The organism is Amycolatopsis sp. cmx-4-61, from assembly GCF_046548775.1.
Classification (GTDB): Bacteria; Actinomycetota; Actinomycetes; order Mycobacteriales; family Pseudonocardiaceae; genus Amycolatopsis.
The window spans coordinates 1-25,159 of the sequence record NZ_JAEBEI010000034.1; the positions used below are offsets into that span (position 1 = coordinate 1).

Below are 25,159 nucleotides of genomic sequence, written 5' to 3' on the forward strand. Positions count from 1 at the left end.
AGGCCGCCATCGCCGGCTACCTGCGCTGGCGCAACCGCCACAGCCACCCCAAACGCCACTTCGCCGTCAACTCCAAGATCCGCCGACCGGATTACCTACCCAACGTTGCTTGATGCGGCACTAGTACGGCAACGGCAGTCAGGTGAGTGGGTAGCCACGTCGGTTTGTAGTGGCTGAGCGGTGTTTGGTGTTGTCGTCGGCGGTGCCGGCGGGCCCGGATGTGGTCGGCGGCGTCGGCGACACGCAACACCAGCCGTGCTCGCGGGAGCTCACCGCCAGCGAGACAGCCACCACAAGCACGCGTCGAACCGTTCCCGCCACTTCGCCAGCTTCAGATCCAGCCTCACGCCGTGGTGCCACATGAACAGCAGCAGGGTGGCGCCCGCGCCGATCAGGGTCAGCAGGCTCCCGGCCACGATGACCGGAGTGTGCTTGTCACCGGGGTCCAACTCCGCGCGCCGCTCTCCCGGCCACACCCGGATCTGCACCTCGCGTCCCGACTTGATCTCGCGCCCCTGATGGTGCTCGAAGGCCTCCGTCCTGGTCACCCCGTCGGGCCCGGTGTACCGGACATACGCGGTCGAGGCCTCCCGGGCGTCGGTCGAGACGACCCGCCCCGGGAAGAGCCCCGCCGACCGGTGCACGTCCGCGGCCATGGCGACGCCGGTCCACACCACGGCGAGCCCGCCGACCAGCACCACGAGGGGAAGCCACAGCAGGGCCGCCTCGGGCAGCCAGGACCTCGACGACGTCATGCCACCAGCACGCCGGGAAGGCCACGGCGGTTGCCTGGCGCGCCGGAAACGCTCGGCCTGTCTCGTCCGGGCCGGTTCCGGCCCGGTCGTCCGTCGGGACACCCGCTCATGCCGATGAGCGGCTGGCGGTCCACGTTCGCCCAATAAGCTCTCACCCATGACGTCGAGTGACGACACGCCAAGACTGCTCCAGCCGTTGCCCGACCGAACCGTCGACCGCTCAGCTGCGTACGAGGCCCTGCTGCGAAGCCTGCTCGATTTCGTCGGTGTCGAATCTCCGGCAGCCGACGAGCCCGGCGTCCAATCTAACTGGCGTCACCGAGCCCGCCGAGAGATCGGCAAGGCCGTCACGCGCCACGCTATGGAGGCGTCAGAAGCCGCTCCGGTGCCGGAGGAGTGGTTCGCACCCCTACTGCGGGCCGCAGTCCACGAACCGGACCCGAGCCTCAACCGGCAACTCGTCGAACCCCTCGTCGCCGCATACGGCCTCCGTCGTGTCCAACTCGCCCTCATCGCCTACCTTGACGCCGGCTCAGCTCCCGATGCCGCGGGCGCCGCGCGCGCCTGGTACTGGACACACCGTGCTCGCAGTTACCCACGCGGTTCCAACACCCCGGCACCGAGCAGCGTCACCACGCAGGAAGCGCTCAGCGAACTAAGCCGCCGATACCGTCACATCGCCCTACGCCGCTTCATCACTGAAGACGACCTTCACCTGCGTCGATGCATCCTGCCTGGCCTGCCGCTGGATCCGCGGCTGTATCCCGACACGATGCACGACCTGGTGACCCAGGCCGTGCAGATCGCCCGCACCTCTCCCGACGACTACCTCCGGCATCGAGTCGAGATCCAGGTCGCCCTCCGCTCCTGACACACCCGCGGCGCACAGCACGCCCGATACAACGCATTCTCATGCCGCGTTGAGCGCGCCCGGTCGATTACGATCGGGGCCGGCCGCGCCGATCGTGCAGATGGACGAGGTGACGGTGATCCTCTCCGTACCGCAGACCGAGTCCGTAGCCGGCTTGCGGTTGCGCCTATGGCGGCTGGACGGCCTGTCGGCGGCTGGCCACCTCGCTGCCCGACGAAGCCGAAGCTCGGCAGTGGCTGGACGAACAGGGCGCAGGCTGCCGAGTACGCCAGCGCCTGGACTGACGTTCTGGCGCGAGCGCGGGCACCCTCATGATCGAATTCTTCGGAGGGCGTCAGCCGCGGCCGCGCGCGTGACGTACTGTTGGGTGGGATTTTCGACGGGGAGGCGAGCGTGGCGGCAGACGAGGTTGCACGGCTGTGGGATGCGCACGTGCACGCACCCTTCCCCCTTGCTTTACGCGATGCTGAGATCGCCGGCATCGACATGGTCCTGCTCGATGCTTACACCGCGGGTTGCGTCAGTTCATGGTTGTCCAGCGGCGGTCGGCTCGACGCGTGGCGACGCACGGCAATCGCGTCCTGCTTGGCAGAGCTCAACACCGTGCTGCCGTTGCTCACCGATCCGACGCAGGCCGCGTACTACCGCCGGCTTCGCGATCTCGCTTGCTGTATCTGCGCTGAGTCGACCACTGCGAACGAATGTCCCTGAACCGCGCGGCCGGATGAACCAGGCGCTCGGTCCACAGGGACGGCAGGGACATCCGGATTCTCGGCGCCGATGATCACGCGCGGTTGTGGTTACCTGCCCGGCGCTGATGATGAGCTGGCGTGTCGTCGTCGGGCCAGCTCATATCCTCATCTTCCAACGTGGGGATCACCGGTGACAGAAAGTGGTCTGCGTGCTCGGTGACCGTGCCGCGGACCAGCCGGAAGACACGGAAGTCCAGCGTGTGCTCTGGGTCTTCGTCGTCGTGGACGTACAGCAGCCCGTACGACCCCGGGGCGAGCTGCCCGACCTTGGCGAACAAATCGACTACCGCTTCACCATGCTGCCCGCGGTGATTCGGGTTCCCACCGAGGTGGAGGTGGTACGTGCCATTCATCGGCCGAAGATCCATCAGTGCGTAGTCAGTGAACTCCTCAGCCAGAGCCTGGATCTCGCCGAGACGGAGTGGCGGTTCGTCGTCAAGCGCTTCAGCAGTCGGGCGAAGCGTTATCCACCCGTGGTACTCGAACATGGCAAGAGTTTAGGACGTCAGGCGGGCCCGCCTGCACATCGGCCGGACCCGATCCTGCCGCCCAGTGTCAAGTAGCCGCGAAAAGCGGTCGCCGAGCAAGTCGATAGCCTGCTTACGAGGAGTTCGCAGTCGCCGATGACGAGGCCTGGCTTTCCGTGTTCGGTATCCCCCGCAAGCCGAGGAAGCGTCCGGTGAGAAGTGGGTGCGGGAGGTGCGGATACCCGTCTCCGCGACCGAGGAACTCCACGTCTCCTGGGACGTGGTCGAGCGCAGTGTCCGCCTCCGGTGGAAACAGGCGTCAAGGATCATCGTCGACGTCTACCGCGAGCAAACGACCCGTCTCACGGTGGACAACCACAACAACGAGCCTCTCGTCCTGGTGGAGTACCACGCAGGAGGATGTAGCGGCCGGACAGTCGTACGAACCTGGCCGAATCTCACCGTGAAGGACACGTTCCTGCGGACGTGACCACCTGCTCCCGAACGTCCGCTCATGCCGATGTGCGGACGCCGACACCCGCCACCGGCACGGGAACGGCGCCTTGCGGTGGTCCTCGAAGAGCGTCTTGACTGCTGGCCGAGCCGGCGCCTGCTGACCTGCGGAGACGCGGCAGAGCGCAGCGGTATACACGTGAGGTATACACCTCCGGTATAGTGATCGCCGAGCCCGGACTCCGGGTCAAGGAGGGACAGGAACATGTCGGTTTCGCATACCCTGCTCGCGTTGCTCGAATCCGGTCCGCGGCATGGCTACGACCTGAAACGGGCCTACGACGAGCAGTTCGGCCAGGACCGCCCGCTTGCTTACGGCCAGGTCTATTCGACGTTGTCACGGCTGCTGCGCAACGGCATGGTCGAGGTGGCGGGCGTCGAGAGCGGCGAAGGACCGGACCGGAAGCGCTACACCATCACCGACGCGGGGGTCACGGACGTCGAGACGTGGCTGCGCACTCCGGAAAGCCCGCAGCCGTACCTGCAGAACACGCTCTACACGAAGGTGGTGCTGGCGCTGCTGTCCGGGCGCAGCGCCTCCGACGTGCTCGACGTCCAGCGCGGCGAGCACCTCAACGTGATGCGGGCGCTCACCAAACGCAAGAACGGGGGCGACCTCGCCGATCAGCTGATCTGCGATCACGCGCTCTTCCACCTCGAGGCGGACCTGCGGTGGCTGGAACTTACCGCCGCGCGCCTCGGCGAACTCGAGAAGGCGGTGCGCTGATGACCGGAACGCCATTGCTCGTCGGCAAGGGACTGTCCAAGTCGTTCGGGCCGACGCGGGCGCTCGACGGGGCGGCGCTGTCCGTCTCGGCGGGGGAGGTGCTCGCGATCATGGGCTCGTCCGGGTCGGGGAAGTCGACGTTGCTGCACTGCCTCGCCGGCATCCTCCGGCCGGACGCGGGCACCATCGACTACCGTGGCGCCGACCTCGCCGGGATGGACGACAAGGGACGCAGTGCGTTGCGGCGCACCGACTTCGGTTTCGTGTTCCAGTTCGGCCAGCTCGTGCCCGAGCTGTCCTGCCTCGAGAACGTCGCCCTCCCGCTGCGGCTGACCGGGAGCAGGCGGAAGGCCGCCGAGGCCAAGGCGACCGGCTGGCTCGCCCGGCTGGAGGTCGACGACCTGGCGCACCGGCGGCCCGGCGACGTGTCCGGCGGGCAGGCGCAGCGGGTCGCGGTGGCGCGGGCGCTGGTGACCGGGCCGAAGGTGGTCTTCGCCGACGAGCCGACCGGCGCGCTCGACTCGCTCAACGGCGAAAAGGTCATGCGGATGCTCACCGAGGCGGCACGGGAAACGCACGCCGCGGTGGTGCTGGTGACCCACGAGCCGCGCGTGGCGGCCTATTCGGATCGGGAGATCATGGTGGTCGACGGGCGCACGGTCGACCGGGAGCTGGTCGCATGATGCGGGATCTGGCGCTGGGACTCCGGCTGGCCGTCGGGGGCGGCCGGATGTCCGGCGCGGCGCTGCTGCGCCTCGCGATGACCGCGTTCGGGATCGCGCTCGCGGTCACCGTGCTGCTGTCCGCGGCCGCGGTGCAGCACCTGGTCGGCGCGCAGGCCGAGCGCAAGGCGGCGATCGCGCAGGTCACCCAGCCTCGCGCGGGCGTCGCCCCGCTGCTGGTCTACAACTGGTACGCCTCGGCCGGCGACGACTTCGCCAAGATCACCGCGGTCACGGCAACCGGAGCGAACTCGCCGGTGCCGCCGGGGCTCAGCAGGGTGCCCGCGCCGGGCGAGCTCGCCGTGTCGCCGGAGCTCGCCGCGAAGCTGGCCTCGCCGGGCGGCAGTTCGCTGAAAGCGCAGCTGCCGGGGCACGTGGTCGGCCTGATCTCGCGGGAAGGCGTCGCCGGCGCGGGCGACCTCAGCGCGTACTACGGGGTGCCGGCCGCGCAGATCGAGGCCGAGGCCGACGGCCGCAAGGTCTATGCGTTCGGCCTGCCCTACACCGGGCTCGGGCTGTCGGCGGCGATGCTGGCCGTCATCCTGCCGATCGCGGCGGTGTTGCTGCTGCCGTTGCTGATCTTCGTGACCACCGCGTCGCGGATGGGTGCGGCGCAACGGGAACGGCGGCTCGCCGCGCTGCGGCTGATCGGCCTGGACGCACGGCAGGTCAAACGGGTCGCGGCGGCCGAATCGCTGGTCGGGGCCGCACTCGGGCTCGCGGCCGGGATCGGGTTCTTCGCCGTGCTGCGCACGTTCGTCGCCGGCATCCTGCCGTTCGGCCTGCGGATATTCCCGGAGGACCTCGTTCCGTCCTGGCCGCTCGTCGCGGTGATCGTGCTGCTGGTACCCGGGCTGGCGGTCGGCTCGGCGCTGTTCGGGCTGCGCCGCACGATCGTGGAACCGCTCGGCGTGGTCCGCCAGGGCAAGCCGGTGCGCCGGCGGATGTGGTGGCGCTGGGTGCTCACCGCGATCGGTGTGCTGTTCCTGGCCGCGACCTTGGCTTTCGACCGCGGGAAAGGCAACACGGCCGTCGCGCTGGCGCTCTCGGTGGGCAGCGTGTTCCTGCTCGTGGGCGTCGCGGCCCTGCTTCCCTGGCTGGTCGAGCGGCTCGTCGAGCGCCTGCACGGCGGTCCGCCGTCGTGGCAGCTCGCGATCCGGCGGCTGCAGCTGGACAGCGGGACCGCCAGCCGCGTGGTGTCCGGCCTGGTCGTCGTGCTGGCCGGCACGATCCTGATCCAGGGCGTGATCACCTCGCTCGCGAGCGGTGACGACCGGCAGGCCACTCCGGACGGCGTGGCCGCCGTCCCGGTGCGGGTCGACACCACCGCCGCGCACGAGGCCGAGGTCGGCAGGCTGGTGTCGGCCGTGCCCGGGGTGACCGGCATGCACCCGGCCCGGTACCTGACGTTCCGGGCGGGAGAGGAGCGGGACTACGGCGTCGTCGGCGATTGCGTGGCGCTCAGGGCGCGGGCGAACATCGGCGCCTGCTCCGATGGCGACGTGTTCTCCCTCGTGCCGGCCCGGGGCGGCACGGCGCCGGCCGGCAAGCTGCAGCTGCAGGGCTACTCCCGCAGCGGGGAAGTGAACGGTCTGGAGTGGACGGTCCCGGCCGGAGTCAAGGTCGTGCAGGCGGCCGACGCGGCGGGCGACAGCCTGCTGGTCACGCCCGGCGCGCTCGGCGGCCTCGCCCTTCCGGACTCGTCGGTCGCGGTCTACGTGTCCGGTACCGGCGACGTGCAGGCGCTGACCGACGACGTCGCGAGGGCGATCAACCCGCTCGCGTGGAACGCCTCGGCAGGCAAGAGCGACTACCTCGACGATTTCCGCACCCGCGACCGGCAGATGGTGGAGAGCTTCCGCTCGGTGCTGATCACCGCGTCGCTGTTCGTGCTCGCGGTGGCCGCGATGAGCCTGCTGATGCTGTCGATCGAGCAGATCAGCGAACGGCGGCGGCCGCTCGCGGCACTGTCGGCGGCCGGCGTGCCGGTCGGGGTGCTGGCTCGCGGAGCGCTGTGGCAGACCGGGATCCCGGTGGTGGTCGGCGTGGCGCTGGCGGTCGCGGCGGGGCTGGGGCTGACCGCGCCGATACTGCGGCTCGCAGACCGGCCGATGATCATCGACCTCCCGGTGCTGCTCGCACTGGCGGGCGCCACGGTGGCGGCGGTCCTGCTGGTGACCGGTCTGACGATGCCGTTGCTGCGCCAAGTGACCCGATTGGACACGCTGCGCTCGGAATGAGCCGGCCGGCAGGAGCCTTCACGGCTCTCTTCGTGGCAGTGGGCCCACCGGTACCGGCACGGGCGCCGTCCGCGCCGGACGGTGCCGGTGGGCTTCCCCTGTCCGCGGCGTTCGACGAGCTGGGGCGCCGGGCGGACATCGAACGAAGGATCCATGACGAGGTCGACACCGTGTTTCCGGGACGTCCGGCGGTCGAGGAAGACCTCCCCGATCTGCCGGCATCTACGGGAGACAGACCCCGCGCCGGCCTGGGGGCCTACCGCGCGAGGAGCACGAGGCCGTCGAAGGCCGGGATCCGGACGAGGCCGCGCACCCGGCGCCCGTCGACGGTCACCATCCCCATCGGCGCCCGCACCCGCACGGCAACATTCGTGGGGTTGACTGCCGCCCACCCGCGGGTGAACCGCCGGGTCCACGCCCCGGACCGCTCGCGCACCGCCGCCGTCCGCGGCACGCCCAGCCGGAGGTCCTGGTACCGCGACCAGCCCGGCCGGCTGTAGTCCTCCGTCGACGAGGTCGCCCAGCACGTCCGCCGGCCCGCCAGCAACGCCGCGGCCGCGTACCCCACCCGTTGCTGCCCTTCTTCCGCGCTGCGGGTCATCAGCAGCTGCCACGGGCGGCCGGATGCCGCGCCCGCGCGCATTTCGCGCCACTCCGTGCCCTTGAACGTCACCAGTCCGTTGTCGGTGCGCAGCGCGAAGTTCTCCTCCATCCCGCCGCCGAACCGGCTGTGCCGGCGCCACCGCTGCGCCGCCAGGTGCGACTCGCTGATGTTGGGGACCAGGACCTTTCCCGCGCGCCGCAACGCCGGCCCCGCGGTCTTGAGCAGCGACTGCAGGCCCCGGCGCAGGAGCCGGTCCGTGCCGGCCTGGTCGGCGGTGTGAGCCAGTACGGCGTCGGAGTACCAGTGCAGCGTGTGGAAGTCGTTGTCGGCCAGCACCCCGTCCCAGCCCTCGGCGACAACTTCGGCGGTGACCGCCGCCGTCCAGGCGCGCTGATAGCCCGGGAACCACACCGCCATCTGCCAGTGCTGCGGGTAGTCCGCCCACTCGATGCGCCGGCCGGCGGTGTCGACCGCGAACCACTCGGGATGCGTGCGCTGCACCGCTTGGTACCCCAGGCCGGTCGGCAGCCGGTGGGCATCGACGCCGTCGTCCACCGTGCCGGGATAGTTACGGGTGCTGGACAGATCCTTGTACACCAGCACCTTGATCCGCGGGTTGAGCCGGTGCAGTTCCCGCAGCGCGGCGGTCTCCCAGGCGTTGAGCACGACGACCTCGTAGTGCCTGGCCGCGAACCGGACGTCCGCCGCCGTCGGCGGCGCCCCGATGCCGTACCACCACGAGCACACCCGCCCCGGCCTTGCCGTCGCACCGGCACTATCGGCTGGGCATACCCATGCCAGCAGCGTCGCCGCGATGACGAGGGCCACAAGGCCGCTCCGGCCCGCAAAACGCCCAGCAAAAGTCGACATACAGCCACCTCGCAGAGCGGTCGGACGACGGCCGAAGCCAGCCTAACCGCGACCGCGGCAAAGCTTCTGTCACCTTTCGAGTGATCGCGGCAGCCTGCCACCGCCGACTCCGCCCTCGCATGGTCGGCGAAACAATCTCCGGGCGTTGCCGGTGAATGGCTTGTCGGTTGCTGCCCACTGACCGGGAAGCGGCGTAGCCGTTCCGCCGAGAGGCGGCATTCCTCGCCTCGCATCGAATTCGTGCTGCCGCCCACTGCTCGACAAACGACGGACTATTGTTCTGGGTAGGACTCACCTGGGCTGGTTGTCATTGCCTCGTCGCCGCAGTGTCGTTCTTTCGCCGAATCGTAAAGGAGTTGCTTGGCCCTTGGGCTAAGCCGGTTATTGTCGTCGCGCTCATCGGTTTGCTCAGCGCGATAATGTCGAGGCCGATCGCCCGCCCGCTCGGTCCGACGCGGCGGGCGGCGAGCAGGACGTCCAGCCCGCCGCCAGAGCCGAGGTCGGGCACGTCTCGCCGGGCTGGAGCTCTGCGACGGCGAGCCGGTTGCACGGGCATCTCGTTGACAACCTAAGCTAATGACACTAGCTTAACTGGAAACATCGTTAGCTAGCGGAGGTCATCATGACCGAGTACCTGAGAATTGCCGGGAAGGCCATCGCCTACGACGTGAGCGGCGAGGGACCCCTGGTGGTGCTCGCGAACGGAATGGGTGACAGCCGCCACTCCTACCGGTTCATCTGCCCGGCGCTGGTAGCCGCCGGCTACCAGGTCGCCAACGTCGACGTCCGCGGCACCGGGGACTCCGATCCGGCGTGGGACGGCTACAGCCGCACTGACATCGCCGGTGACCTGATCGCCGTCGTGCGTCACCTCGGTGGTCCGGCCGTGATCATGGGCCAGTCGATCAGCGGCGGCGCCGCGACGATCGCCGCCGCCACGGCACCCGATCTGATCGCCGGGCTCATCGAATTGGCCCCGTTCACCCGGAAGCAGTCGGCCAGCTTGAGCGGGCTGGTCCGGGTGAAGCGGTACCGGGCCGGGTCCACCCAGCTGGGCCTGACCACGGCCCTGGGAAGCCTCTCGGCGTGGAAGAAGTACCTCGACCTGGCGTACCCGAGCAAACCCGCCGACTGGGACGCCGAACTGAGCCGGATCGAGACCAAGCTGAGCGAACCGGGCCGGATGGCGGCCCTGCAAGCCATGTGCAAGACCTCACCGGCCGACGCCGGCGCGCAGTTGCCCCACGTCCGGTGCCCCGTCTTGATCATTGAAGGCAGCCTCGATCCCGACTGGGCCGACCCCCGCGCCGAGGCCGAGAAGATCATCGCCGACCTGCCGGCCGGCCTCGGCGAGTTCGCCGTCATCGAGGGCGCCGGCCACTACCCGCACGCCCAGACCCCGGACGAGGTCCTCGCACTGGCCCTGCCCTTCCTCGCCAGGACCCTGACCCATGCCTAGGGCCGGCCTCGACGCGGCCTCGGTCACCGTGGCCGGCGCCGCCCTGGCCGACGAGGTCGGCTTCTCCGGGCTCAGCATGGGTCTGCTCGCCGAACGACTCGGGGTCAAGACGCCCTCTCTCTACAAGCACGTCACCAACCAGGCCGACCTCACCCATCGGATCGCCGTCCTGGCTCTGAACGAGTTCGCCGATGCCATCCGCGACGCTATTCAGGGTCGAAGCGGCCGGGACGCCCTGGTCGCCGGTGCGCACGCGATGCGAACGTACGTGCTGGACCATCCGGGCCGGTACGCGGCCGGCAACGTGGCGCGCGTCCACGGGCCGGACGACCCGCTCATCCCGGCCGTCCAGCGGGTGCTCGCCTCCTGGGCGGCCATGCTGCACGGATACCGGCTGGATCCGGACCAGGAGATCCACGCCCTGCGGATGCTCCGCAGCACCCTGCACGGATTCGCGACCTTGCAAGCCGGCGGTGGTTTCAAGATCGACGCCGATGTCGATGACAGCTTCACCTGGTTGCTCGACTTCATCGATCACGGCCTCATGATCCACCGGCACGATCCACCGCCCGCCCGCTGACGACCTCGGAGATGATCGCCCGCTGAAGAGAGAAAGATGCCCGCCTCGATCCCGTTCCTGCGCATATATGCATCCACGGGAGCCTCGCCCGACGGCCACCCTTACGACACAGCCGGCGATCCGTCGGCGTCCCCGAGCGCCGCTGTTCGTTCTGCTTGAACCGAAAATTGGACTTCGACCATGACCCACGGCACCATCCCCGCTCCCGGCCACGACGCCATCCGCGGCGGGCTTCGCTTCCTGGCCGAACTCATCGCCTGGGTCGCCGCCCCCGTGGCGTTGTGGCCACATTCGATCCCTGCGGCCATCGCAGCGGTCGTTCTCCTGATCGGTCCACCCGCCATCTTCGCAACCCCGGGCGACCGCCCAGGCGGCGACGGCCTGATCGCGGCCCCGGGCATTGTCACGATCCTTTCGGTCCTGGCGCACCTGGTCGCTGCCACAGCGGCCGCATGGGCGATCTGGCCATGGTGGGTCGCTCTCGTGGTCACAGCACTGTGCGTCGTGGTCGTCGGTACCGAACAATCCCGCTGGCGCTCCCTCATCAGGACAGGCCGCGGCCAGCGCGCCACCCAGCATTGAGGACGTGGCCACCGCGTCGGCGCCGGAAGCGAGACCAAGTCCAGATGTGGTCGGCGGCGTCGGTGACACGCAGTATGAGCTTGGTGAGCAGGCGCCGGATCTCCGGTGGCGTGAACTGATCATGCCCGGCTCGCCGGGACCGGTTCTCCCTTTACCGCAAGGGATCGAGACACTGCGAGCCAGGCATGGGCGAGCATCGACAGGGTGATGTGGGCATGCCATGCCCGCCACGACCGGACCTGATACTGATCGAGTCGGTTTCGTTGTCGGCCTGCTGGAAGCATTCTTCGATCCGCCGGCGGGTCCCGGCGGTCCAGGCCAGGTCCGGCAGTGTGGACCGGCGGGGTCCGTAGCTGCGCGAAGCGCAGCAGCTCTTCGGCGGGCGACGTGCGCGAAGTCGGGATCCTCTGCCCTTCGGGCGCGGTGCGGATCGTCGAGGACGGAACCGCACCGCGGGGCCGTCGTCACCCGGCGTCGGCGGCCCCCTTGATCGCCGGGTCGCCGGCGACCTCTTCCGGCGGCGTGCGCTTGCGGCGGGGGAGGAGCAGGGCGGGCGCCACGGCCAGGACGACGAACGCCGCCGTCCACCAGAAGGTCCCGGCGAACGCGAGGTCCGGCGCGCCCGGGTGCGCCGCGGTCTGGCGGGCCAGCAGCAGCGCGATCACCGAGGTGCCGAACGAGCCACCGATCTGGAGCAGGATCCGGGTGGTCCCGCTCGCGTCGGGGATCTGCGCGGGTTGCAGGCCTGCGAAGGCCGCCGCCAGGACGCCGATGCTGGCGGCGCTCACGCCCGCCCCGAACACCAGCAGGCAGGCGCCGATGACCACTAGGTTGGTGTGCGCGCCGAACTGCGTGAAGACGGCGACGGGCAACGTGGCCAGCACGACGCCGGCGAGCACCACGGGCCGCGGCCCGATCCGGTCGGTGAGACCGCCGACGGACCGCCGCGCCAGCAGCGCGCCGATGCCCTGGGGGACCAGCAGCAGCCCGGCCTGCAGCGCCGAAAGGCCCCGCACCTGCTGGAGGTAGAGCGGCACCAGCAGGGTGGCGCCGAACAAGGTCAGGCCGGACAGGAACATCAGCGCGGACGCAGCACCGAAGGACCGCACCGCGAGCGGCCTGATGTCGATGATCGGCTGACGGCTGGTGCGCAGCGCGTGCGTGACGAAGGCGGCCAGCAGCACCAGCCCGAGCACGAGCGGCACGGTCACGGCCGGCTCGAGGCTGTGCAGGGTGCTGAAGCGCGAGAGGGAGTAGAGGACCGCCGCGAGCCCGGGGGACAGCAGGACGAGCCCGAGCACGTCCAGGCGGACGTTGCTGCGCTGCCCGGTGTCGTCGAGGCCGGTGTCGTCGAGGCCGCGCCCGGCGAGGACCAGCCCGACCAGGCAGATCGGGATGTTGATCAGGAAGATCCACCGCCAGCTCGTGGTGCCGACGATCAGGCCGCCGAGCACCGGGCCGACGATGGGCGCGATGACGGCGGGCATGCTGACCGCCGCCATCAGCCTGCCCATCTGCCTGCCGCCCGCGGCCTGCACGACGAGGGTCTGCAGCACCGGGATCATCACGCCGCTGGCGACGCCCTGCAGGACGCGGAAGGCGATCAGGCTGCTGATGTCCCAGGCCGCGCCCGCGAGCGCGGAACTGACCAGGAACAGAGCCAGCGAAACCAGCCAGGCTCGCTTGCCGCCGATCCGGATGACGGCCCAGCCCGCGAGCGGGATCGCCATGCCCATGGCGAGCAGGTAACCGGTGGTGATCCACTGGACGGTGGACACCGTCGTCGTCAGGTCGTGCGCCAGCGTGTTCAGCGCGACGTTGACGATGGTCGTGTCCAGCAGGGGCGCCATCGCGCCGATCATGAGGATCGCGATCAGCTTCCGCAGCGCGGGGTCGAGCCGATCGGGTTTGTTCTTCGTCATGTGGTGGCGGAACTCCCTTTTGGCGGGCGGGAACGCCCCCTCGCGCCGCCCTGCTGGACAGACCTTCGGCGGGTTACGGCATGAGCGACTCGGCGAACTGCTCGAGCACGCCGGCGATCTGCGCCCCGCGCAGGATGTTGGTGTAGTCCGTGTAGTGCACGATCTTGCCGCGGCGGACCCGGATGATCCCGACCGAAGACGGCAGGACGAACGGGTCGCCGCCGGCGACGACCTTGCCCTCGATGGTGAACTGCGCGGTCGCCAGCTCGTGGTCGGCACCCGGGTAGACCTGCACCGAGACCTTTTGGAACTCGAGCAGGTTCTTCACCGGGTGCTCGGCGCCGAGCACCTTGCTGATGGTTTCGAAGCCCTCCAGCCGCGACGGCTGCCCCTCGAGGACGAACGGCGTCTCGTAGACGGCGTCTTCGGCGAACTGGGCGATGAACCGGCTGTCGTCGCCGGTCTCCATGGCCTCGCGCAGCACCTCGATCACTTCGCAGGTGGTCGCCACGGTCTTCTCACTTGCCTCGGTCACGAAACTCTCCTGAATGGCTGAGCCGCCGGTGGTAGTCTGCAATTAACTGGAAGATGTCCTCCGGTTGGTACGATATGGAGAAGTCTCTCCGGATGTCAACCCGGCCGGGTGAGGTGGTGTGCTCATGGGCAAGGTGGCAGCGGACCCGAAGCGGGCCGACGCGCGGCGCAACCGCGCGCGCCTGCTGGAGGCCGCGGCGGATCTGCTCGCCGCGCAAGGTGTCGCGGTGTCTTTCGACGAGATCGCGCGGCGGGCCGGCGTCGGGGTGGGCACGGTGTACCGGCACTTCCCGGCCCGGGAGGAGCTGTTCCGCACGGTCGTCGACTCCGGCCTGCGGCAGCTGGCCGAGGAGGCCAACGCGCTGGCCGGCGCCGAGGACGCCGGCGACGCGTTCTTCCGGTTCTTCTACCTGATGGTCGACCAGACGGTGATCAACAAGGCGTTGTGCGAGGCGTTCGACCCCCAAGGCGCGGCGGAGCTGCTGCCCGACCGCGACGCCGACCGGTCGTTCGAGGCCGCGCTGGGCGCGCTGCTGGCCCGGGCCAAGGCGGCCGGCCGGGTGCGCGCCGACCTGGACGTGGCCGAGGTCCGCATGCTGGTGGTCGCTTCGGTGATGGTGGCCCGCAGCCAGCACGGCTTCTCCTGGCGGATGGTCGCGCTGATCGCCGGCGCGTTGCGCCCGGACGACGGCCGGGCCCCGGTGCCGGCGCCCGATGTCACGAAACTGACGGTGCTGCCGGCCGGACGTCACGAAACTCGACCGGTGGCCGAGCCGCGTAACGAAACGGCGGAACCGGCCGGCGGCCCCCGGTGCACGGTGTGCGGGACGCCCATCGAGGCCGGCGGTACCGGGCGACCGGCCCGGTACTGCGGGGCCACCTGCCGCCAGCGCGCCCACCGCAGCCGGGCGAAGACGGGTTGACCGCCGGGGTGCCGGTGCGGCCGGGGTGCGTGCGGCTGTTACCACACGGGCGACGTGGCGAGACGCGACACCGACGGCTACATCACCTACGTCAGCCGCACCGACGACGTGTTCAAAGCGAGCGACTACAAGATCAGCCCACGAACCGTCGAAAGAGGCAAGCTGTCGAACCACTACTGCTGCGTTGGGAACCGGTACACGTCGGCCAAGGTCAGGTAGTCCTGGAAGTGCCGGTCCCACCGGGTCGGGTGGTGCCTGCCGCGGGGGAGCGCATCACTGTGAGGGTCGCGGGACCGACTCGCAGGATTCCGTCATCGAGAGGGGCGCAGCGCACGCCGCCGTGTCCGCGGAGAGCGCGGAATGCGCCGGGCGCCAGCGCCACGTCCATCCAGGCGCACGGGTAGGCCGGGCGGTAGGCCTGGAACCGGACCTCGCCCGTCCCGGAGTCGAGGCCGAAGACGGCTCCGGTCCCGCTACGCGGTGCGGCCAGCTCGTCGACGGGAAACCCGCGCACGACGATGTTGCGTCGCGGCAGGTGCGGGCCCGGCACCGCGGTGAGGCCGAGGTCCTGCGCCAGAACGTCGAGTGATTCGGCGGCGAAGAGGGTGACAGCGGCTCGGCGGTGGGCTGGCTGGTTGAAGTACCGATCACCGACGAGCCCGAGCCCGGCGCGCACGGTCACCTCGTCGCGCTCGACGGGTTCCGGGCCGGGCCGCGGGCCGTCCGCGGGACGGCCTTCGAAGGCGTGTGCGGAGGAGACCAGCAGCGCCACGATCTGTACCGGGGCCGAGATCGTGTCGGGCCGGGTCGGCATGGGTTCTCCTCGATCGGGCCGGCGCGCGAACTCCGAGTTCGCGCGCCGGCGTCCTCACTGGCCTTCGGTGTCGCTGGTGAACAGGATGCGGTAGTTGCCGTAGCCCGCGTCTTCCAGGTCGTCGAGGTGGATGAACCGCAGCGACGCGGAGTTGATGCAGTAGCGCATTCCGCCCTTGTCGAGCGGGCCGTCGTCGAAGACGTGGCCGAGGTGGCTGTCCCCGTGCAGTGAGCGGACCTCTGCCCGGATCATGCCGTGGCTGAAGTCTTCCCGCTCGACGACGTTCGACTTGACGATCGGCTTGGTGAAGCTCGGCCACCCGGACCGGCTGTCGTACTTGTCGACCGAGGCGAACAGCGGCTCGCCGGACACGACGTCGACGTAGATGCCCGGCTCGTGGTTGTCCCAGTACGCGTTCGCGAACGGACGTTCCGTGCCGTCCTGCTGGGTCACGCGGTACTGCTCTGGATCCAGCTGGGACACGGCTTCCGGACTCTTGTGGTACTTGGCCTGCTGAGGCACAGCTCTCCCTTCCCCGCCTTGCGGCGCGAAGCTGGGGCACCAGGTGAAACGCACCTGGACGTGCAGATGTGCAGACGCGCGGCGTACCCGCGCTATTCCGCTGGGCGGCCGGTCGACGCGGGCGCGTTCTTCTTTCTTAAGGTTTGAGAGCAGGGCCACACTTGTAGCAGCCGTCTGACCGCAGGCCGGCTCGCTCGGCGGGTAGCTCCGCAGTCAAGCCGCGCGGCTCAGTGAGCATCAAGCAACTCCCGGAGTGGCGGCGGGAATACGCAGACCAGGGCGAAATCGGCCCCTCGGCATCGACTGTCCGCAACGGTAGGCGGGGAAACCGGGACCACCGTGGTACCGCGGGAGCTGATCCGGGACGCCGTGTAGTACCGCGGTACGACGCCGGGCGCTCAGACGTCGCGGCGGGTGACGCACGCCGCCGCGGCCGTGATCGTGACGGTCAGGTAGGTCAGGCAGACCAGTGCCGCGAAGCTCGCCGACGGCCATTCGGGGTCGTGGAAGGTGGTCCAGGTCAGGCCTTCCGCGGCGACGCCGGGTGCCCAGCGGGAGAGGGCGGTGGAGCCGTCGGCGGAGACGGCCTTGAGCAGCGTGACGGCGAGGAACAGCAGCCCGGCGGTGAGAGCGGTCGCTCCGGCCGTGTGCCGGACAATCATGCCGATCGCGGCACCGAGCAGGGCGACGGTGAAGACGTAGAACCCTTGACCCAGAACGGCGCGCAGGACGTTCGGGTCGCCGAGGCCGACGTCGAGATGCTTGCCGGCCAGGGCGGCCTGCCCGGCGCCGAAGGTGAGGAAGGCGAGCAGTTCCCCGGCCGCGAACGCGATTGCGCCGATGACGAACAGCTTGGCGGCCACGACCCGGCCGCGCCGAGGGGTGGCGGCGAAGGTGGCGCGGATCGTGCCCGTGCCGTATTCCGCGGTGACGGCGAGGACACCGAGCAGGCCGAAGGCGAACTGGGCCAGCTGGAAGCCGGTGAAGGTCCCGAACACGGGGTCGAACTCCGCGCGTGCCCGTGGTCCCCAGGTGTCCCAGCCGCGGACCGCGGAGCGCGCTTGGAACACGGCGAGCGACAGCGTCGCGGCGGCGGCGACGGCCAGGAGCAAGGGCGTCGAGCGCAGTGAGCGGAGTTTCGTCCACTCGGCGGCCACCGGGCCGCGGCCGGGCGGGAACGGGCTCATCGGGCGTCCTCTCGCGGGGCTTGGGTGCGGTATTGCCGCTCGGGATCGGTGATCCGGCGGAAGACGTCCTCGAGCGAGGGGGCGCGCGGAGTCAGTTCGAGCAGCGGGATGCGGTGTGCGGCGGCGATGGCGGCGATGTCGCCCGGGGTGAGCCCGGCGACGGCGAGGCCGTGGTCCGCCTCGGCGGTGACGGTGGCCCCGCGGCCGGTGAGCAACGACGCGAGCGGCGTGTCCACCGCCGTCCGGACGAGCACGTCACCGCCCCCGGACCGGACCAGTTCGGCCATGCCGGAGTCCGACAGCAGCCGGCCCCGGCCGAGGATCAGGACGTGGTCGGCGGTCAGCTGGAGTTCGCTGATCAGGTGGCTGGAGATCAGCACGGTGCGGCCTTCGGCGGCCAGCGACCGGACGAGACCGCGGATCCAGTGCACGCCGTCGGGGTCGAGGCCGTTGACGGGTTCGTCGAAGATGAGGATCCCGGGGTCGCCGAGCAGTGCCGCGGCGATGCCCAGCCGTTGTTTCATCCCGAGTGAGAAGCTCTTCACCCGCCGGTGCCCGACGTCGGCGAGCCCGGTGATCCGGAGCACTTCGCCGACGCGGCCGGCGGGGATGTCGTTGGTCTGGGCGAGCCAGCGGAGGTGGTCTCGCGCGCGGCGGCCGCCGTGGACGGCGGTGGCGTCGAGCAGGGCGCCGACCTGCCGCAGTGGCCGGTCGAGCGTCCGGTACGGCCGGCCGTCGACCAGGACCCGGCCGCCGGTCGGCGCGTCCAGGCCGAGGATCAGCCGGATGGTGGTCGACTTGCCGGCTCCGTTGGGCCCGAGGAACCCGGTCACGCGGCCGGGTCGGACGCGGAAGGTCAGGTGGTCGACGGCTTTACGCCGGCCGTAGCTCTTGGTCAGTTCGTCGGCTTCGATCATCGGTCCTCCTGGTTCGTGCTGCCGGTCCACCGTGCCCGGCCGGCGCAGGTCCGGTCATCGCCGCGCGGGCGTGGGCCACGCGGGGTATGCCCGGCGGCATAGGCCAGGTGACCGATGCGCACCCGCCGGCCGCCTGGCTACGGTCGGGCGATGACCACCGACGTGCGCCCTCCGCTGTTCACGCGGCTGAGGGCGGGGTACTGGATCGCCTTCGACGGCATCGCCGCCGTCGTCGTCGCGGCTGTGTGGTCCGCCCCGCTGGTGACCGGCAGTGGAGACGGGCCGCCGGACGCGCGGTTCCACGCCGCGGCGGGGTTGCTCGGGGCGACGGCCTTGGCCGGTCCGCTGGCCGTGCGGCGGTGGCGGCCACTGTGGGCGTTCGCACTCGCATTACCGGCCTTCGGGCTGTCGCTGGCGACCTCGGTCGTGCCGGTGGTCCCGCTCGCGTCGGTGCCGATGGCCGCGGTGGCGTATTCCCTGGCGGCCCGGGGACCGCGCCGGGTCGCGTACGCCGCGCTCGGAGCGGTCGTGGTGCTGGTGTCGCTGGCGACGAGTGTCTGGAATGGACAGTGGGCTTGGCCCGGCGTCACGGTGCTGCTGCCCGGTGCGGTGGTGGTCCTCGGCTGGTCAAGCGGCGTCATGGTCGCCCAGCGCCGGGCGTACGCCGATGCCCTGCGCCGGGACTTCGACAACCGGGTGCACCGCGCCGTGACCGGCGAGCGGCTGCAGATCGCCCGGGAACTGCATGACGTCGTCGCGCACAGCATGAGCGTGATCACGATCCAGGCGGACATGGGACGGCTCGTGCTCGACCGCAAGCCCGCCGTCGCCGGCGCGGCGCTCGGCGTCATCGAAACCACCGGCCGGGCGGCCCTGACCGAACTGCGCCGGATGCTGGGCGTGCTCCGCGAGGACGACCGCGACCGCGGCGCACTGGCCCCGGCTCCTGGGCTGGCCGGGCTGGACGGCCTCGTCGCCCGGATCGCGGCGGCCGGGGTCGAGGTGGAGGTCGTGGTTCGCGGCACGCCGCGGGCGCTGGCGGCGGGTGTCGATCTGTCCGCCTACCGGATCGTGCAGGAGGCGCTGACCAACGTCGTCAAGCACGCGGGCGTCCCAGGCTGCCGGCTGACGATCGGGTACGAGGACGACGCCGTGCTCCTCGTGATCAGCGACTGCGGCCGCGGCGGTCCGCCGGAGCCGGGCGGGCACGGGCTGGTCGGCATGCGCGAACGTGCCCTGCTCTGCGAAGGCGAGTTCGACGCGGGCCCGGTGCCGGGCGGCGGATTCGCGGTCACCGCCCGGCTGCCGGACCGGGACGGTCGATGATCCGGGTGCTCATTGCCGACGACCAGGCGCTCGTGCGGGCCGGGTTCCGCGAGATCGTCGGCTCGGCCGACGATCTCGCGGTGGCCGGGGAAGCCGCGACGGGCGCCGAGGCGGTCCGGCTGGCGACCCGGTCGCGGCCGGACGTCGTGGTGATGGACATCCGGATGCCGGAGATGGACGGCATCGAGGCGACCCGCAGGATCACCGCCACGGTGCCGGGCAGCCGGGTGCTGGTGCTCACGACGTTCGACCTCGACGAGTACGTGTTCGCGGCGCTGCGAGCCGGCGCCGCTGGATTCCTGCTCAAGGACACGCCGTCGGCGGCCCTGCTTGAAGCGATCCGCACGGTCGCGGGAGGCGACGCGTTGCTCGCGCCGGGTGTGACGCGCCGGTTGATCGCCGAGTTCGTCACGCGTTCCGAACCGCCGCTTCGGTCACGGGCCGGGCTGCCGGCCGCGATCACGGCACGGGAGGGCGAGGTGCTCGTCCTGGTCGCCGAAGGGTTGTCGAACGCGGAGATCGGGCAGCGGCTGCACATCACCGCCGGAACCGCCAAGACCCACGTCGCCCACCTGCTGCTCAAGCTCGCCGCCCGCGACCGCGTGCAGCTGGTGATCACGGCCTACCAAGCCGGTCTGGTCACGCCTTGACCCGTTCAGGATGCCGACGGCCCGGCCCCGGCCACCGACCGGACGCCGCTACCGGCGACCACCGCTGCCGGCCCGCCAGTCCTCGATCGCCGCGGCCCATTCCTTGTTGTGGGTGGACTCCATGAACTCCTTGCGGTCGATCAACAGGTACAGCTCACCCACGGGCGTGTTCGTGCCGAGGATGAGTGGTTTGCCCGAGTCCGTCAAACCGCCGAGGAACCGCCCGTACAGGTCGGTGTACTCGCGCCGCAGGCTCGTCACTTCACCAGGCTGCAGCACCAGCGCGCCTTCGTCCTATCCGGACAGCACCAGCGAACCGCCGGTCAACTCGATCGTCCCCCGCCTGCGGAACAGCGCCTTCTGACTGACCACGCCCGCTGCCTTGTCAGCGACCTTGTTGGTGTGCAGCTCCGCGGCACTGGCTCCCAGGTAAGTCCCCCGCTTCGGTTCCATGCCGTGAAGCCTCGTGCACGGTCGGGTCCGGCCGCACCGGCCGAAGGGCGACGGTCGCAGCTACTTTGGTCGATGTTTCGCGATGCGGCCCGAACCACCTGGTGGTCAGGAGATTTCGAAGGCCTGACCGTAGACGTGCCAGCGCAGGGGAGTGGCGAGGTCGAAGTTGCCTTGCCGGAGCCAGACGCGTTGGGCGGTGTCGATGCGGCTGGTGTCGTCGTGGGCCGCTTCTTTCTTCATTTCGATGACCCGTTCGTCGAGGAACGCGTCGAGGTAGGCGGTCTCGTCGCCGCCTTGGGCCGGCGTGCCGGTGCGCGCGATCGCGCGTGATCGGATCGATTGCAGCCCCTCGTAACCGTGCACGACTGCGGCGTCGTAGTAGGCGAACTGGCCCAATGCGCGCAGACCATCCTGTTCGGCCAGGGAGACGGCGGGGTTGAAGTAGCTTCGGTCTCTTTCGTCTTCCTGCACGTCGCGGAAGGTCTGGTCGCTGGCGGCCTGGCGCCAGGCGTCGGGGAAGCCGGGATCAAGGCCCTCGTGGGAGTCTGTGCCGTCGACGGCGCGCAAGGCAGGCAGGTAAGGCGCGAGGACGTTGCCGGGCGACCGTTCGGTGTAGCGCTGGACGACTTCGAGCATGTCGTGTGTGCCTGAGGTGAAGCCGATGATGCCGGCGGTGTAGCCGCGGCCGTCGTGGATGTCTTCGATGTAGCCGAACTGCGCGCGCCAGTCGAGCGAGGAGTTTTCGGCGCTCGAGACGATCTGCATGGCGTGGTCCTTCTGGACCGGGTCGTCGAGGCTGGTACCGGCGAAGGCCGGTGAGGCGACGGCACTCATCAGCGCCGCGGCCACCGCGATGACGGCGTAACGGGATGACCTTTTCATGAAGCCCTCCGAGGTCGGCGTTGCCCGGGAGTTCAGCAGTGGTCGCGCTCATTTGTCAAGAGTCTTTACGAAGCTTGACCGGTCAGCTGTCCGGCGGTGGTAGCCGCTTGCCGTTGGCGTCGACCTGTCGCTGCGGGACGTGCGGCATTCTTCTCGAAGAACTGCTGTCCGCGGACACCGTCGCTGCTTGTCCAAATTGGACAACCTTTCGGCGGCGACCTGTTCCCGGGCGCGAGGCTCGTGCTGACGCTTGGGATCGCGCGCTGCGCGTCGATGTCGCCAGGACGAGGAATTCGAGGCTCAGCCGCACCCGAGCTTGAGGACCTCGTCGAACGCGGCACGTGACTCGCTGACGAGGTCGGCGGCGGTGCGGGCACGGCGTCGGGCCGTTTCGTAGCAGGCGAGCGTGATCTGCGCGGCGAACACGGCGATGGTTTGCGAGGTGCCGCGGCTTCTCAGCATCTCGCTGAGGTTCGACGCGAGCTGCTGGGTCTTGAGGGCGTCACGTGCGCGCAGCTCGAGGTGCTTTTCGACCAGATCGGCGTGGCGGTCGTAGGCGTCCGGGTCTTCCGCTACCTGGGCGCACAGACTCAGGACGGTCGGGCGCAGCTGTTCAATGGCCTCCCGGCAGTCGTGTGCGGCGCCGACGGTGTCGTCCGCGCTCGCCTGGGCGATCGTGTCGAGCAGCGCTTGCTCCTTGGCGAAGACGACCTCGGTCTTGTCGCCGAAATAGCGGAAGAAAGTCGTGCGGCCGACCTCGGCGCGCGCGGCGATGTCGCTCACGGACACCGCGTCGTACCCATGCAGTGCGAAGAGCTCGTCGGCGGCGTCGATGATGCGCTGCTGCGCGCGCAGCTGCTTGCGCTGGATGAGGGAGTCGGGTGTCCGTTCGGGTGTCACCGAACCATCATAGGCTCTCGCGGATCTCAGGCTCATCTGGAACCGAGTCTACTATGGTACTGAGTACCACTCAGGGAGATGATGCAGTCTCCGCCGGGAAAGGACGCGATCGTGACCGAAGACAACTCTGTCGCTGCTGTACTTCCTCATGGTGTGCCGTTCCTGACGGGGAGGGACACGGCCCCGGCGTACTGGGCCTTCGGTGCTCTCTGGGTCGTCTTGGCGGACTCCGGGCAGACGGGGGGAGCGTTCTCGGTGATGGAGCAGTGGATGCCGTCGGATGGCGGCCCGCCGCCGCACGTTCACCCGATCGACGAATGGTTCAACGTCCTCGAAGGCGCCATCGAATTCCGCGTCGAAGACGAGCCGCCGATGCGGGCGACGGCGGGGGATTCGGTGTGGATTCCGCGTGGAACGGTGCACAGCTTCACCACGCAGAGCGCTGCGCACGTGTTGAACGGCTACACGCCGGGTGGCTTCGAGCAGGTCATCATGGGGCTGGGCACTCCTGCGGGGCGCCGCGAACTGCCGCCGGCGGATCTCGGGTTCGAGCCTCGCGCCGCGGCGCAGTTGATGGACAACTTCTGGTCGGCGAGCGCCGAAACGGGCTGGGCCAAGAAGTGGACCCAGTGAGCGAGTAGAGGCCATGTCCGGCAACGTCTGACGCGCCACCCGAACGACCTCTGACGTGCCTCGCCGCTCATCGCTACGCTGGAGAGGCGACTGGACTTCTCCCCGTCAGCTCTCGAGCACCAGCTCGGGAGCCCCGGGGAAACCCGGGGTCGATGGTCCACGAGAGTGGGCCACAACCACGGAGAAGTCCATGGCACATCGGAAGTCCCACCGGGAGAAGAAGACGACGAGGATGCGGGTCGCGGCAGGAGTCAGCCCGTTCGTCATCGCCCTGACGCTGGTCGAGCAGGTCGTGAACCTGATCCACCAGCTGAAGGATCTCTGGTGATGGGTCCTCGGACCCCCCTTGCCGGGGGCCTCAACGCTCCGATGTGCCACCGCTCCGACCTCAGTTCCCCGGGATCTCCATGGTCCGGGGCGTAGGCGTCGGCGAGATTGCCGGCGGGGACATCATTGCGCTGCGGCGGTGCGCGGCGGCAACGTCGTCCAGCCGACCATCCGTACGCCAGTCACCCCGTACCGCGGTTCGGTGTTGCCGTCCCGATGATCAGCGGGTGCACCACCGACGGCATCCCCCGCCACCGCGCTGTGCTCATGTCCTCGATTTCGAACCGCTGCTTGAGCAGCGCGACGGTGTCGCGGTCGCACCGGCAGCCCTGCGCGAACGCCGCCCACGGCCCCGCCAGCCGCGTCTGCCTGCGCGCCAGCTTCGGGTCCTCGGCGCGCACGTGCTCGCAGAACAGCAGCCGCCCGCCGGGGCGCAACACCCGCGTCAGCTCGGCCAGCGCACGGTCGACGTCGGGCACCGTGCAGAGGACCAGCGTCGACACGACCGTGTCGACGCTGGCGTCCGCCATCGGCAACGCGTCGGCCGGGGCCTGCACCAGCCGCATCCCCATGCGGCCCGCCACGCGTTTTTCGAGTCGCCGGTACATCGCCGGGACGGGCTCGGTCAGCACGACCTCCGCCGCCGCGGGGTAGTGCACGACGTTGAGCCCGGTTCCCGCCCCGATCTCGACCACCCGGCCGTGCGCACGCCGGAGCAGTTCCCCGCGCCGGCCCGCCAGGCCGAGCCGCTCCCCGCGGCGCAGGAACCGTTCGTACAGTGCCGCCCCGAGCCGATCCCGGAGCCCGTCCCGTGACCCCACGCTGTCCCCTCCGGACATCGCTCCTCCTCCACATCGCCGATGCGACGCAGCACATCACCCCCGGCCGCCCGCCGCATCACCCGCCCGTGCCATTCGGTTGACTGGCCGAAATGGGCCACCTGGGTCCGGGCAACGGCCTACGCTCGGGGAATGCCGGGACAAGACCAGGTCGTGCGGTTCACGGCTGGGCCGAACGATCGCACCTTCGCCTGGGCGGCCTTCGGCGCCGGACCGCCGCTGGTCGTCGGCGGCTGGTGGTGCGGGCACCTCGAACTGGACTGGCAGAACCCGTTGTTCCGCCGGTTCGCCGGCCTGCTCGGCGACCGGTTCACCCTCGTCCGCTACGACCGGCCCGGCGTCGGCCTGTCCGACGCCGGGCCGCTGGTCACTTCGCTCGCCGGAGAAGTCGCCACGTTGAGCGCCGTCGTCGACGCGGTGGGGGAGAAGGTGAGCCTGTTCGGCGGTTCGTCCGGGGGGTGCGCCGCGATGGCGTACGCGGCGGCCCACCCCGACCGCGTGGAGCGGCTCGTCCTCTACGGCAGCTACGCCCGCGGCGCCGAAATCGCGACGGCCGAAGCCCGCGATTCCCTGCTGGCGGTCCTCGGACGGCACTGGGGCGTGGGGTCCCGGGTGCTCGCCGACCTGTTCCTGCCGACCGCGACCCCGGCGGAACGCGACGAGTTCGTCCGCTTCCAGCGCGCGAGCCTCACCGCGGAGGAAGCGGCGCGTTCGCTCGCGGCGGTGTACGCGTTCGACGTCCGGGACCAGCTGGGCGCGATCGAGGTGCCGACGCTCGTCCTGCACCGCCGCGAAGACCGCGCGATCCCGTTCGCGCTGGGCCGGGACGTCGCCGCCCGCATCCCGGGCGCGGGCTTCGTCCCGCTCGACGGCACCGACCACCTGCCCTGGCGCGGCGACGTGACCGGGCTCGTCCACGCCGTGCGGGAGTTCCTCGGCGCCGGCCGGCCCGCCCGCCAGGCCGGTTTGCCGCACCCCGAGCTCTCCGAACGCGAACTCGACGTGCTGCGCTTGGTCGCGGAAGGGCTGAGTGACAGGGAGATCGCGCGCCGGCTCGGGATCAGCGCCCACACCGCGCACCGCCACGTGTCGAACATCCGCGGCAAGCTCGGCGTGTCGTCGCGAGCGGCGGCCGCCGCCCATGCCGCCACCGCCGGGCTGCTCTGACTCGGTCCGGGGGCGAACGGC

General features: G+C 70.2%; 30 protein-coding genes. 16 read left to right on the plus strand and 14 right to left on the minus strand.

What is annotated here, in order from left to right:
- Positions 1-269 precede the first annotated feature (269 nt).
- Positions 270-755, minus strand: coding sequence for a hypothetical protein (locus tag ACLJOU_RS45080; protein ID WP_410575439.1), 486 nt, complete (start codon positions 753-755; stop codon positions 270-272).
- A 157-nt stretch (positions 756-912) separates the two neighbouring features.
- Between ACLJOU_RS45080 and ACLJOU_RS45085 the strand changes: the two genes are divergently transcribed.
- Both ACLJOU_RS45085 and ACLJOU_RS45090 read left to right on the plus strand, forming a co-directional pair.
- Positions 913-1,626: a hypothetical protein gene (locus ACLJOU_RS45085; RefSeq protein WP_410575440.1), complete on the plus strand. Its 714-nt coding sequence runs from the start codon at positions 913-915 to the stop codon at positions 1,624-1,626.
- A 393-nt stretch (positions 1,627-2,019) separates the two neighbouring features.
- Entirely contained in the window at positions 2,020-2,337 is a 318-nt protein-coding gene (locus ACLJOU_RS45090; protein ID WP_410575441.1) for a hypothetical protein, read from the plus strand.
- Positions 2,338-2,410: 73 nt separating this feature from the next.
- On the opposite strand, the gene ACLJOU_RS45095 is transcribed toward ACLJOU_RS45090, so the two are convergent.
- Positions 2,411-2,866, minus strand: coding sequence for an Imm7 family immunity protein (locus ACLJOU_RS45095; protein ID WP_410575442.1), 456 nt, complete (start codon positions 2,864-2,866; stop codon positions 2,411-2,413).
- Positions 2,867-3,077: 211 nt separating this feature from the next.
- Here ACLJOU_RS45095 and ACLJOU_RS45100 point away from each other — a divergent pair, with 211 nt between their 5' ends.
- The 4 genes from ACLJOU_RS45100 (at position 3,078) to ACLJOU_RS45115 (ending at position 7,047) form a co-directional block, all read left to right on the plus strand.
- The gene (locus ACLJOU_RS45100; protein WP_410575443.1) at positions 3,078-3,335 is read left to right on the plus strand and encodes a hypothetical protein; all 258 of its coding nucleotides are present in this window, start codon (positions 3,078-3,080) and stop codon (positions 3,333-3,335) included.
- 228 nt (positions 3,336-3,563) lie between these two features.
- On the plus strand, positions 3,564-4,085 hold the full coding sequence (locus ACLJOU_RS45105; protein ID WP_410575444.1) for a PadR family transcriptional regulator: 522 nt from the start codon (positions 3,564-3,566) through the stop codon (positions 4,083-4,085).
- Positions 4,085-4,768: an ABC transporter ATP-binding protein gene (locus tag ACLJOU_RS45110; protein ID WP_410575445.1), complete on the plus strand. Its 684-nt coding sequence runs from the start codon at positions 4,085-4,087 to the stop codon at positions 4,766-4,768. The genes ACLJOU_RS45105 and ACLJOU_RS45110 overlap by 1 nt, the downstream gene beginning before the upstream one ends.
- Positions 4,765-7,047: an FtsX-like permease family protein gene (locus ACLJOU_RS45115; RefSeq protein ID WP_410575446.1), complete on the plus strand. Its 2,283-nt coding sequence runs from the start codon at positions 4,765-4,767 to the stop codon at positions 7,045-7,047. The genes ACLJOU_RS45110 and ACLJOU_RS45115 overlap by 4 nt, the downstream gene beginning before the upstream one ends.
- A 256-nt stretch (positions 7,048-7,303) precedes the next feature.
- Here the strand turns inward: ACLJOU_RS45115 and ACLJOU_RS45120 are convergent, their stop codons facing one another.
- Entirely contained in the window at positions 7,304-8,398 is a 1,095-nt protein-coding gene (locus tag ACLJOU_RS45120) for a putative glycoside hydrolase (RefSeq protein ID WP_410575447.1), read from the minus strand.
- Between the two features lie 745 nt (positions 8,399-9,143).
- On the opposite strand from ACLJOU_RS45120, the gene ACLJOU_RS45125 reads away from it, so the two are divergent.
- The 3 genes from ACLJOU_RS45125 to ACLJOU_RS45135 all read left to right on the plus strand — a co-directional run bounded on the left by ACLJOU_RS45125 (position 9,144) and on the right by ACLJOU_RS45135 (position 11,142).
- A complete protein-coding gene (locus ACLJOU_RS45125; RefSeq protein WP_410575448.1) occupies positions 9,144-9,980 on the plus strand; it encodes an alpha/beta fold hydrolase in 837 nt (278 codons plus the stop codon).
- A 28-nt stretch (positions 9,981-10,008) separates the two neighbouring features.
- Positions 10,009-10,560 carry a WHG domain-containing protein gene (locus ACLJOU_RS45130; protein ID WP_410575449.1) on the plus strand — a complete coding sequence of 184 codons (552 nt, stop codon included), beginning with the start codon at positions 10,009-10,011 and terminating at the stop codon, positions 10,558-10,560.
- 180 nt (positions 10,561-10,740) lie between these two features.
- Positions 10,741-11,142 carry a hypothetical protein gene (locus tag ACLJOU_RS45135; RefSeq protein ID WP_410575450.1) on the plus strand — a complete coding sequence of 134 codons (402 nt, stop codon included), beginning with the start codon at positions 10,741-10,743 and terminating at the stop codon, positions 11,140-11,142.
- 464 nt (positions 11,143-11,606) lie between these two features.
- On the opposite strand, the gene ACLJOU_RS45140 is transcribed toward ACLJOU_RS45135, so the two are convergent.
- Both ACLJOU_RS45140 and ACLJOU_RS45145 read right to left on the minus strand, forming a co-directional pair.
- Positions 11,607-13,064, minus strand: coding sequence for an MDR family MFS transporter (locus tag ACLJOU_RS45140; RefSeq protein WP_410575451.1), 1,458 nt, complete (start codon positions 13,062-13,064; stop codon positions 11,607-11,609).
- Positions 13,065-13,137: 73 nt separating this feature from the next.
- On the minus strand, positions 13,138-13,599 hold the full coding sequence (locus ACLJOU_RS45145; RefSeq protein WP_410575452.1) for a nuclear transport factor 2 family protein: 462 nt from the start codon (positions 13,597-13,599) through the stop codon (positions 13,138-13,140).
- Positions 13,600-13,723: 124 nt separating this feature from the next.
- Between ACLJOU_RS45145 and ACLJOU_RS45150 the strand changes: the two genes are divergently transcribed.
- Together ACLJOU_RS45150 and ACLJOU_RS45155 are read left to right on the plus strand one after the other, a co-directional pair.
- Positions 13,724-14,521 carry a TetR/AcrR family transcriptional regulator gene (locus ACLJOU_RS45150; protein ID WP_410575453.1) on the plus strand — a complete coding sequence of 266 codons (798 nt, stop codon included), beginning with the start codon at positions 13,724-13,726 and terminating at the stop codon, positions 14,519-14,521.
- 54 nt (positions 14,522-14,575) lie between these two features.
- A complete protein-coding gene (locus tag ACLJOU_RS45155; RefSeq protein ID WP_410575454.1) occupies positions 14,576-14,740 on the plus strand; it encodes a hypothetical protein in 165 nt (54 codons plus the stop codon).
- Here the strand turns inward: ACLJOU_RS45155 and ACLJOU_RS45160 are convergent.
- From ACLJOU_RS45160 to ACLJOU_RS45175, 4 genes are all read right to left on the minus strand, one after another.
- Positions 14,733-15,335: an MOSC domain-containing protein gene (locus tag ACLJOU_RS45160; protein WP_410575455.1), complete on the minus strand. Its 603-nt coding sequence runs from the start codon at positions 15,333-15,335 to the stop codon at positions 14,733-14,735. The two genes, ACLJOU_RS45155 and ACLJOU_RS45160, sit on opposite strands and share 8 nt — an antisense overlap.
- 54 nt (positions 15,336-15,389) lie before the next feature.
- On the minus strand, positions 15,390-15,857 hold the full coding sequence (gene msrB / locus ACLJOU_RS45165; protein ID WP_410575456.1) for a peptide-methionine (R)-S-oxide reductase MsrB: 468 nt from the start codon (positions 15,855-15,857) through the stop codon (positions 15,390-15,392).
- 398 nt (positions 15,858-16,255) lie between these two features.
- On the minus strand, positions 16,256-17,044 hold the full coding sequence (locus tag ACLJOU_RS45170; protein WP_410575457.1) for an ABC transporter permease subunit: 789 nt from the start codon (positions 17,042-17,044) through the stop codon (positions 16,256-16,258).
- On the minus strand, positions 17,041-17,961 hold the full coding sequence (locus ACLJOU_RS45175) for an ATP-binding cassette domain-containing protein (RefSeq protein ID WP_410575458.1): 921 nt from the start codon (positions 17,959-17,961) through the stop codon (positions 17,041-17,043). The genes ACLJOU_RS45170 and ACLJOU_RS45175 overlap by 4 nt, the downstream gene beginning before the upstream one ends.
- Positions 17,962-18,111: 150 nt before the next feature.
- Between ACLJOU_RS45175 and ACLJOU_RS45180 the strand changes: the two genes are divergently transcribed.
- The gene (locus ACLJOU_RS45180) at positions 18,112-19,287 is read left to right on the plus strand and encodes a sensor histidine kinase (protein WP_410575459.1); all 1,176 of its coding nucleotides are present in this window, start codon (positions 18,112-18,114) and stop codon (positions 19,285-19,287) included.
- A complete protein-coding gene (locus tag ACLJOU_RS45185) occupies positions 19,284-19,937 on the plus strand; it encodes a response regulator (protein WP_410575460.1) in 654 nt (217 codons plus the stop codon). Before ACLJOU_RS45180 ends, ACLJOU_RS45185 begins: the two co-directional genes overlap by 4 nt.
- A 48-nt stretch (positions 19,938-19,985) precedes the next feature.
- On the opposite strand, the gene ACLJOU_RS45190 is transcribed toward ACLJOU_RS45185, so the two are convergent.
- From ACLJOU_RS45190 to ACLJOU_RS45205, 4 genes are all read right to left on the minus strand, one after another.
- Positions 19,986-20,198: a hypothetical protein gene (locus ACLJOU_RS45190; RefSeq protein WP_410575461.1), complete on the minus strand. Its 213-nt coding sequence runs from the start codon at positions 20,196-20,198 to the stop codon at positions 19,986-19,988.
- Between the two features lie 33 nt (positions 20,199-20,231).
- Positions 20,232-20,390, minus strand: coding sequence for a hypothetical protein (locus tag ACLJOU_RS45195; RefSeq protein ID WP_410575462.1), 159 nt, complete (start codon positions 20,388-20,390; stop codon positions 20,232-20,234).
- A gap of 105 nt (positions 20,391-20,495) precedes the next feature.
- Entirely contained in the window at positions 20,496-21,272 is a 777-nt protein-coding gene (locus tag ACLJOU_RS45200) for a chitosanase (protein WP_410575463.1), read from the minus strand.
- Positions 21,273-21,572: 300 nt separating this feature from the next.
- Entirely contained in the window at positions 21,573-22,172 is a 600-nt protein-coding gene (locus ACLJOU_RS45205) for a TetR/AcrR family transcriptional regulator (RefSeq protein ID WP_410575464.1), read from the minus strand.
- A gap of 111 nt (positions 22,173-22,283) precedes the next feature.
- Between ACLJOU_RS45205 and ACLJOU_RS45210 the strand changes: the two genes are divergently transcribed.
- Entirely contained in the window at positions 22,284-22,805 is a 522-nt protein-coding gene (locus tag ACLJOU_RS45210) for a cupin domain-containing protein (protein WP_410575465.1), read from the plus strand.
- A gap of 190 nt (positions 22,806-22,995) precedes the next feature.
- Positions 22,996-23,133: a hypothetical protein gene (locus ACLJOU_RS45215; protein WP_410575466.1), complete on the plus strand. Its 138-nt coding sequence runs from the start codon at positions 22,996-22,998 to the stop codon at positions 23,131-23,133.
- Between the two features lie 181 nt (positions 23,134-23,314).
- On the opposite strand, the gene ACLJOU_RS45220 is transcribed toward ACLJOU_RS45215, so the two are convergent.
- Complete coding sequence (locus ACLJOU_RS45220) at positions 23,315-23,971, minus strand: class I SAM-dependent methyltransferase (RefSeq protein ID WP_410575467.1); 657 nt, start codon at positions 23,969-23,971, stop codon at positions 23,315-23,317.
- A gap of 132 nt (positions 23,972-24,103) precedes the next feature.
- On the opposite strand from ACLJOU_RS45220, the gene ACLJOU_RS45225 reads away from it, so the two are divergent.
- Complete coding sequence (locus ACLJOU_RS45225; RefSeq protein WP_410575468.1) at positions 24,104-25,138, plus strand: alpha/beta fold hydrolase; 1,035 nt, start codon at positions 24,104-24,106, stop codon at positions 25,136-25,138.
- Positions 25,139-25,159 lie beyond the last annotated feature (21 nt).

Excerpts from the sequence above, each read along its gene's own strand:
- ACLJOU_RS45125 (WP_410575448.1), top strand. The coding sequence starts at position 9,144 with ATGACCGAGTACCTGAGAATTGCCGGGAAGGCCATCGCCTACGACGTG.
- ACLJOU_RS45225 (WP_410575468.1), top strand. The coding sequence starts at position 24,104 with ATGCCGGGACAAGACCAGGTCGTGCGGTTCACGGCTGGGCCGAACGAT.
- ACLJOU_RS45095 (WP_410575442.1), bottom strand. The coding sequence starts at position 2,866 with ATGTTCGAGTACCACGGGTGGATAACGCTTCGCCCGACTGCTGAAGCG.
- ACLJOU_RS45200 (WP_410575463.1), bottom strand. The coding sequence starts at position 21,272 with ATGAAAAGGTCATCCCGTTACGCCGTCATCGCGGTGGCCGCGGCGCTG.
- ACLJOU_RS45085 (WP_410575440.1), top strand. The coding sequence starts at position 913 with ATGACGTCGAGTGACGACACGCCAAGACTGCTCCAGCCGTTGCCCGAC.
- ACLJOU_RS45195 (WP_410575462.1), bottom strand. The coding sequence starts at position 20,390 with ATGGAACCGAAGCGGGGGACTTACCTGGGAGCCAGTGCCGCGGAGCTG.
- ACLJOU_RS45110 (WP_410575445.1), top strand. The coding sequence starts at position 4,085 with ATGACCGGAACGCCATTGCTCGTCGGCAAGGGACTGTCCAAGTCGTTC.
- ACLJOU_RS45185 (WP_410575460.1), top strand. The coding sequence starts at position 19,284 with ATGATCCGGGTGCTCATTGCCGACGACCAGGCGCTCGTGCGGGCCGGG.
- ACLJOU_RS45105 (WP_410575444.1), top strand. The coding sequence starts at position 3,564 with ATGTCGGTTTCGCATACCCTGCTCGCGTTGCTCGAATCCGGTCCGCGG.
- ACLJOU_RS45150 (WP_410575453.1), top strand. The coding sequence starts at position 13,724 with ATGGGCAAGGTGGCAGCGGACCCGAAGCGGGCCGACGCGCGGCGCAAC.
- ACLJOU_RS45180 (WP_410575459.1), top strand. The coding sequence starts at position 18,112 with ATGACCACCGACGTGCGCCCTCCGCTGTTCACGCGGCTGAGGGCGGGG.
- ACLJOU_RS45160 (WP_410575455.1), bottom strand. The coding sequence starts at position 15,335 with ATGCCGACCCGGCCCGACACGATCTCGGCCCCGGTACAGATCGTGGCG.
- ACLJOU_RS45220 (WP_410575467.1), bottom strand. The coding sequence starts at position 23,971 with ATGTCCGGAGGGGACAGCGTGGGGTCACGGGACGGGCTCCGGGATCGG.
- ACLJOU_RS45175 (WP_410575458.1), bottom strand. The coding sequence starts at position 17,961 with ATGATCGAAGCCGACGAACTGACCAAGAGCTACGGCCGGCGTAAAGCC.
- ACLJOU_RS45080 (WP_410575439.1), bottom strand. The coding sequence starts at position 755 with ATGACGTCGTCGAGGTCCTGGCTGCCCGAGGCGGCCCTGCTGTGGCTT.
- ACLJOU_RS45115 (WP_410575446.1), top strand. The coding sequence starts at position 4,765 with ATGATGCGGGATCTGGCGCTGGGACTCCGGCTGGCCGTCGGGGGCGGC.
- ACLJOU_RS45215 (WP_410575466.1), top strand. The coding sequence starts at position 22,996 with ATGGCACATCGGAAGTCCCACCGGGAGAAGAAGACGACGAGGATGCGG.
- ACLJOU_RS45170 (WP_410575457.1), bottom strand. The coding sequence starts at position 17,044 with ATGAGCCCGTTCCCGCCCGGCCGCGGCCCGGTGGCCGCCGAGTGGACG.
- ACLJOU_RS45140 (WP_410575451.1), bottom strand. The coding sequence starts at position 13,064 with ATGACGAAGAACAAACCCGATCGGCTCGACCCCGCGCTGCGGAAGCTG.
- ACLJOU_RS45135 (WP_410575450.1), top strand. The coding sequence starts at position 10,741 with ATGACCCACGGCACCATCCCCGCTCCCGGCCACGACGCCATCCGCGGC.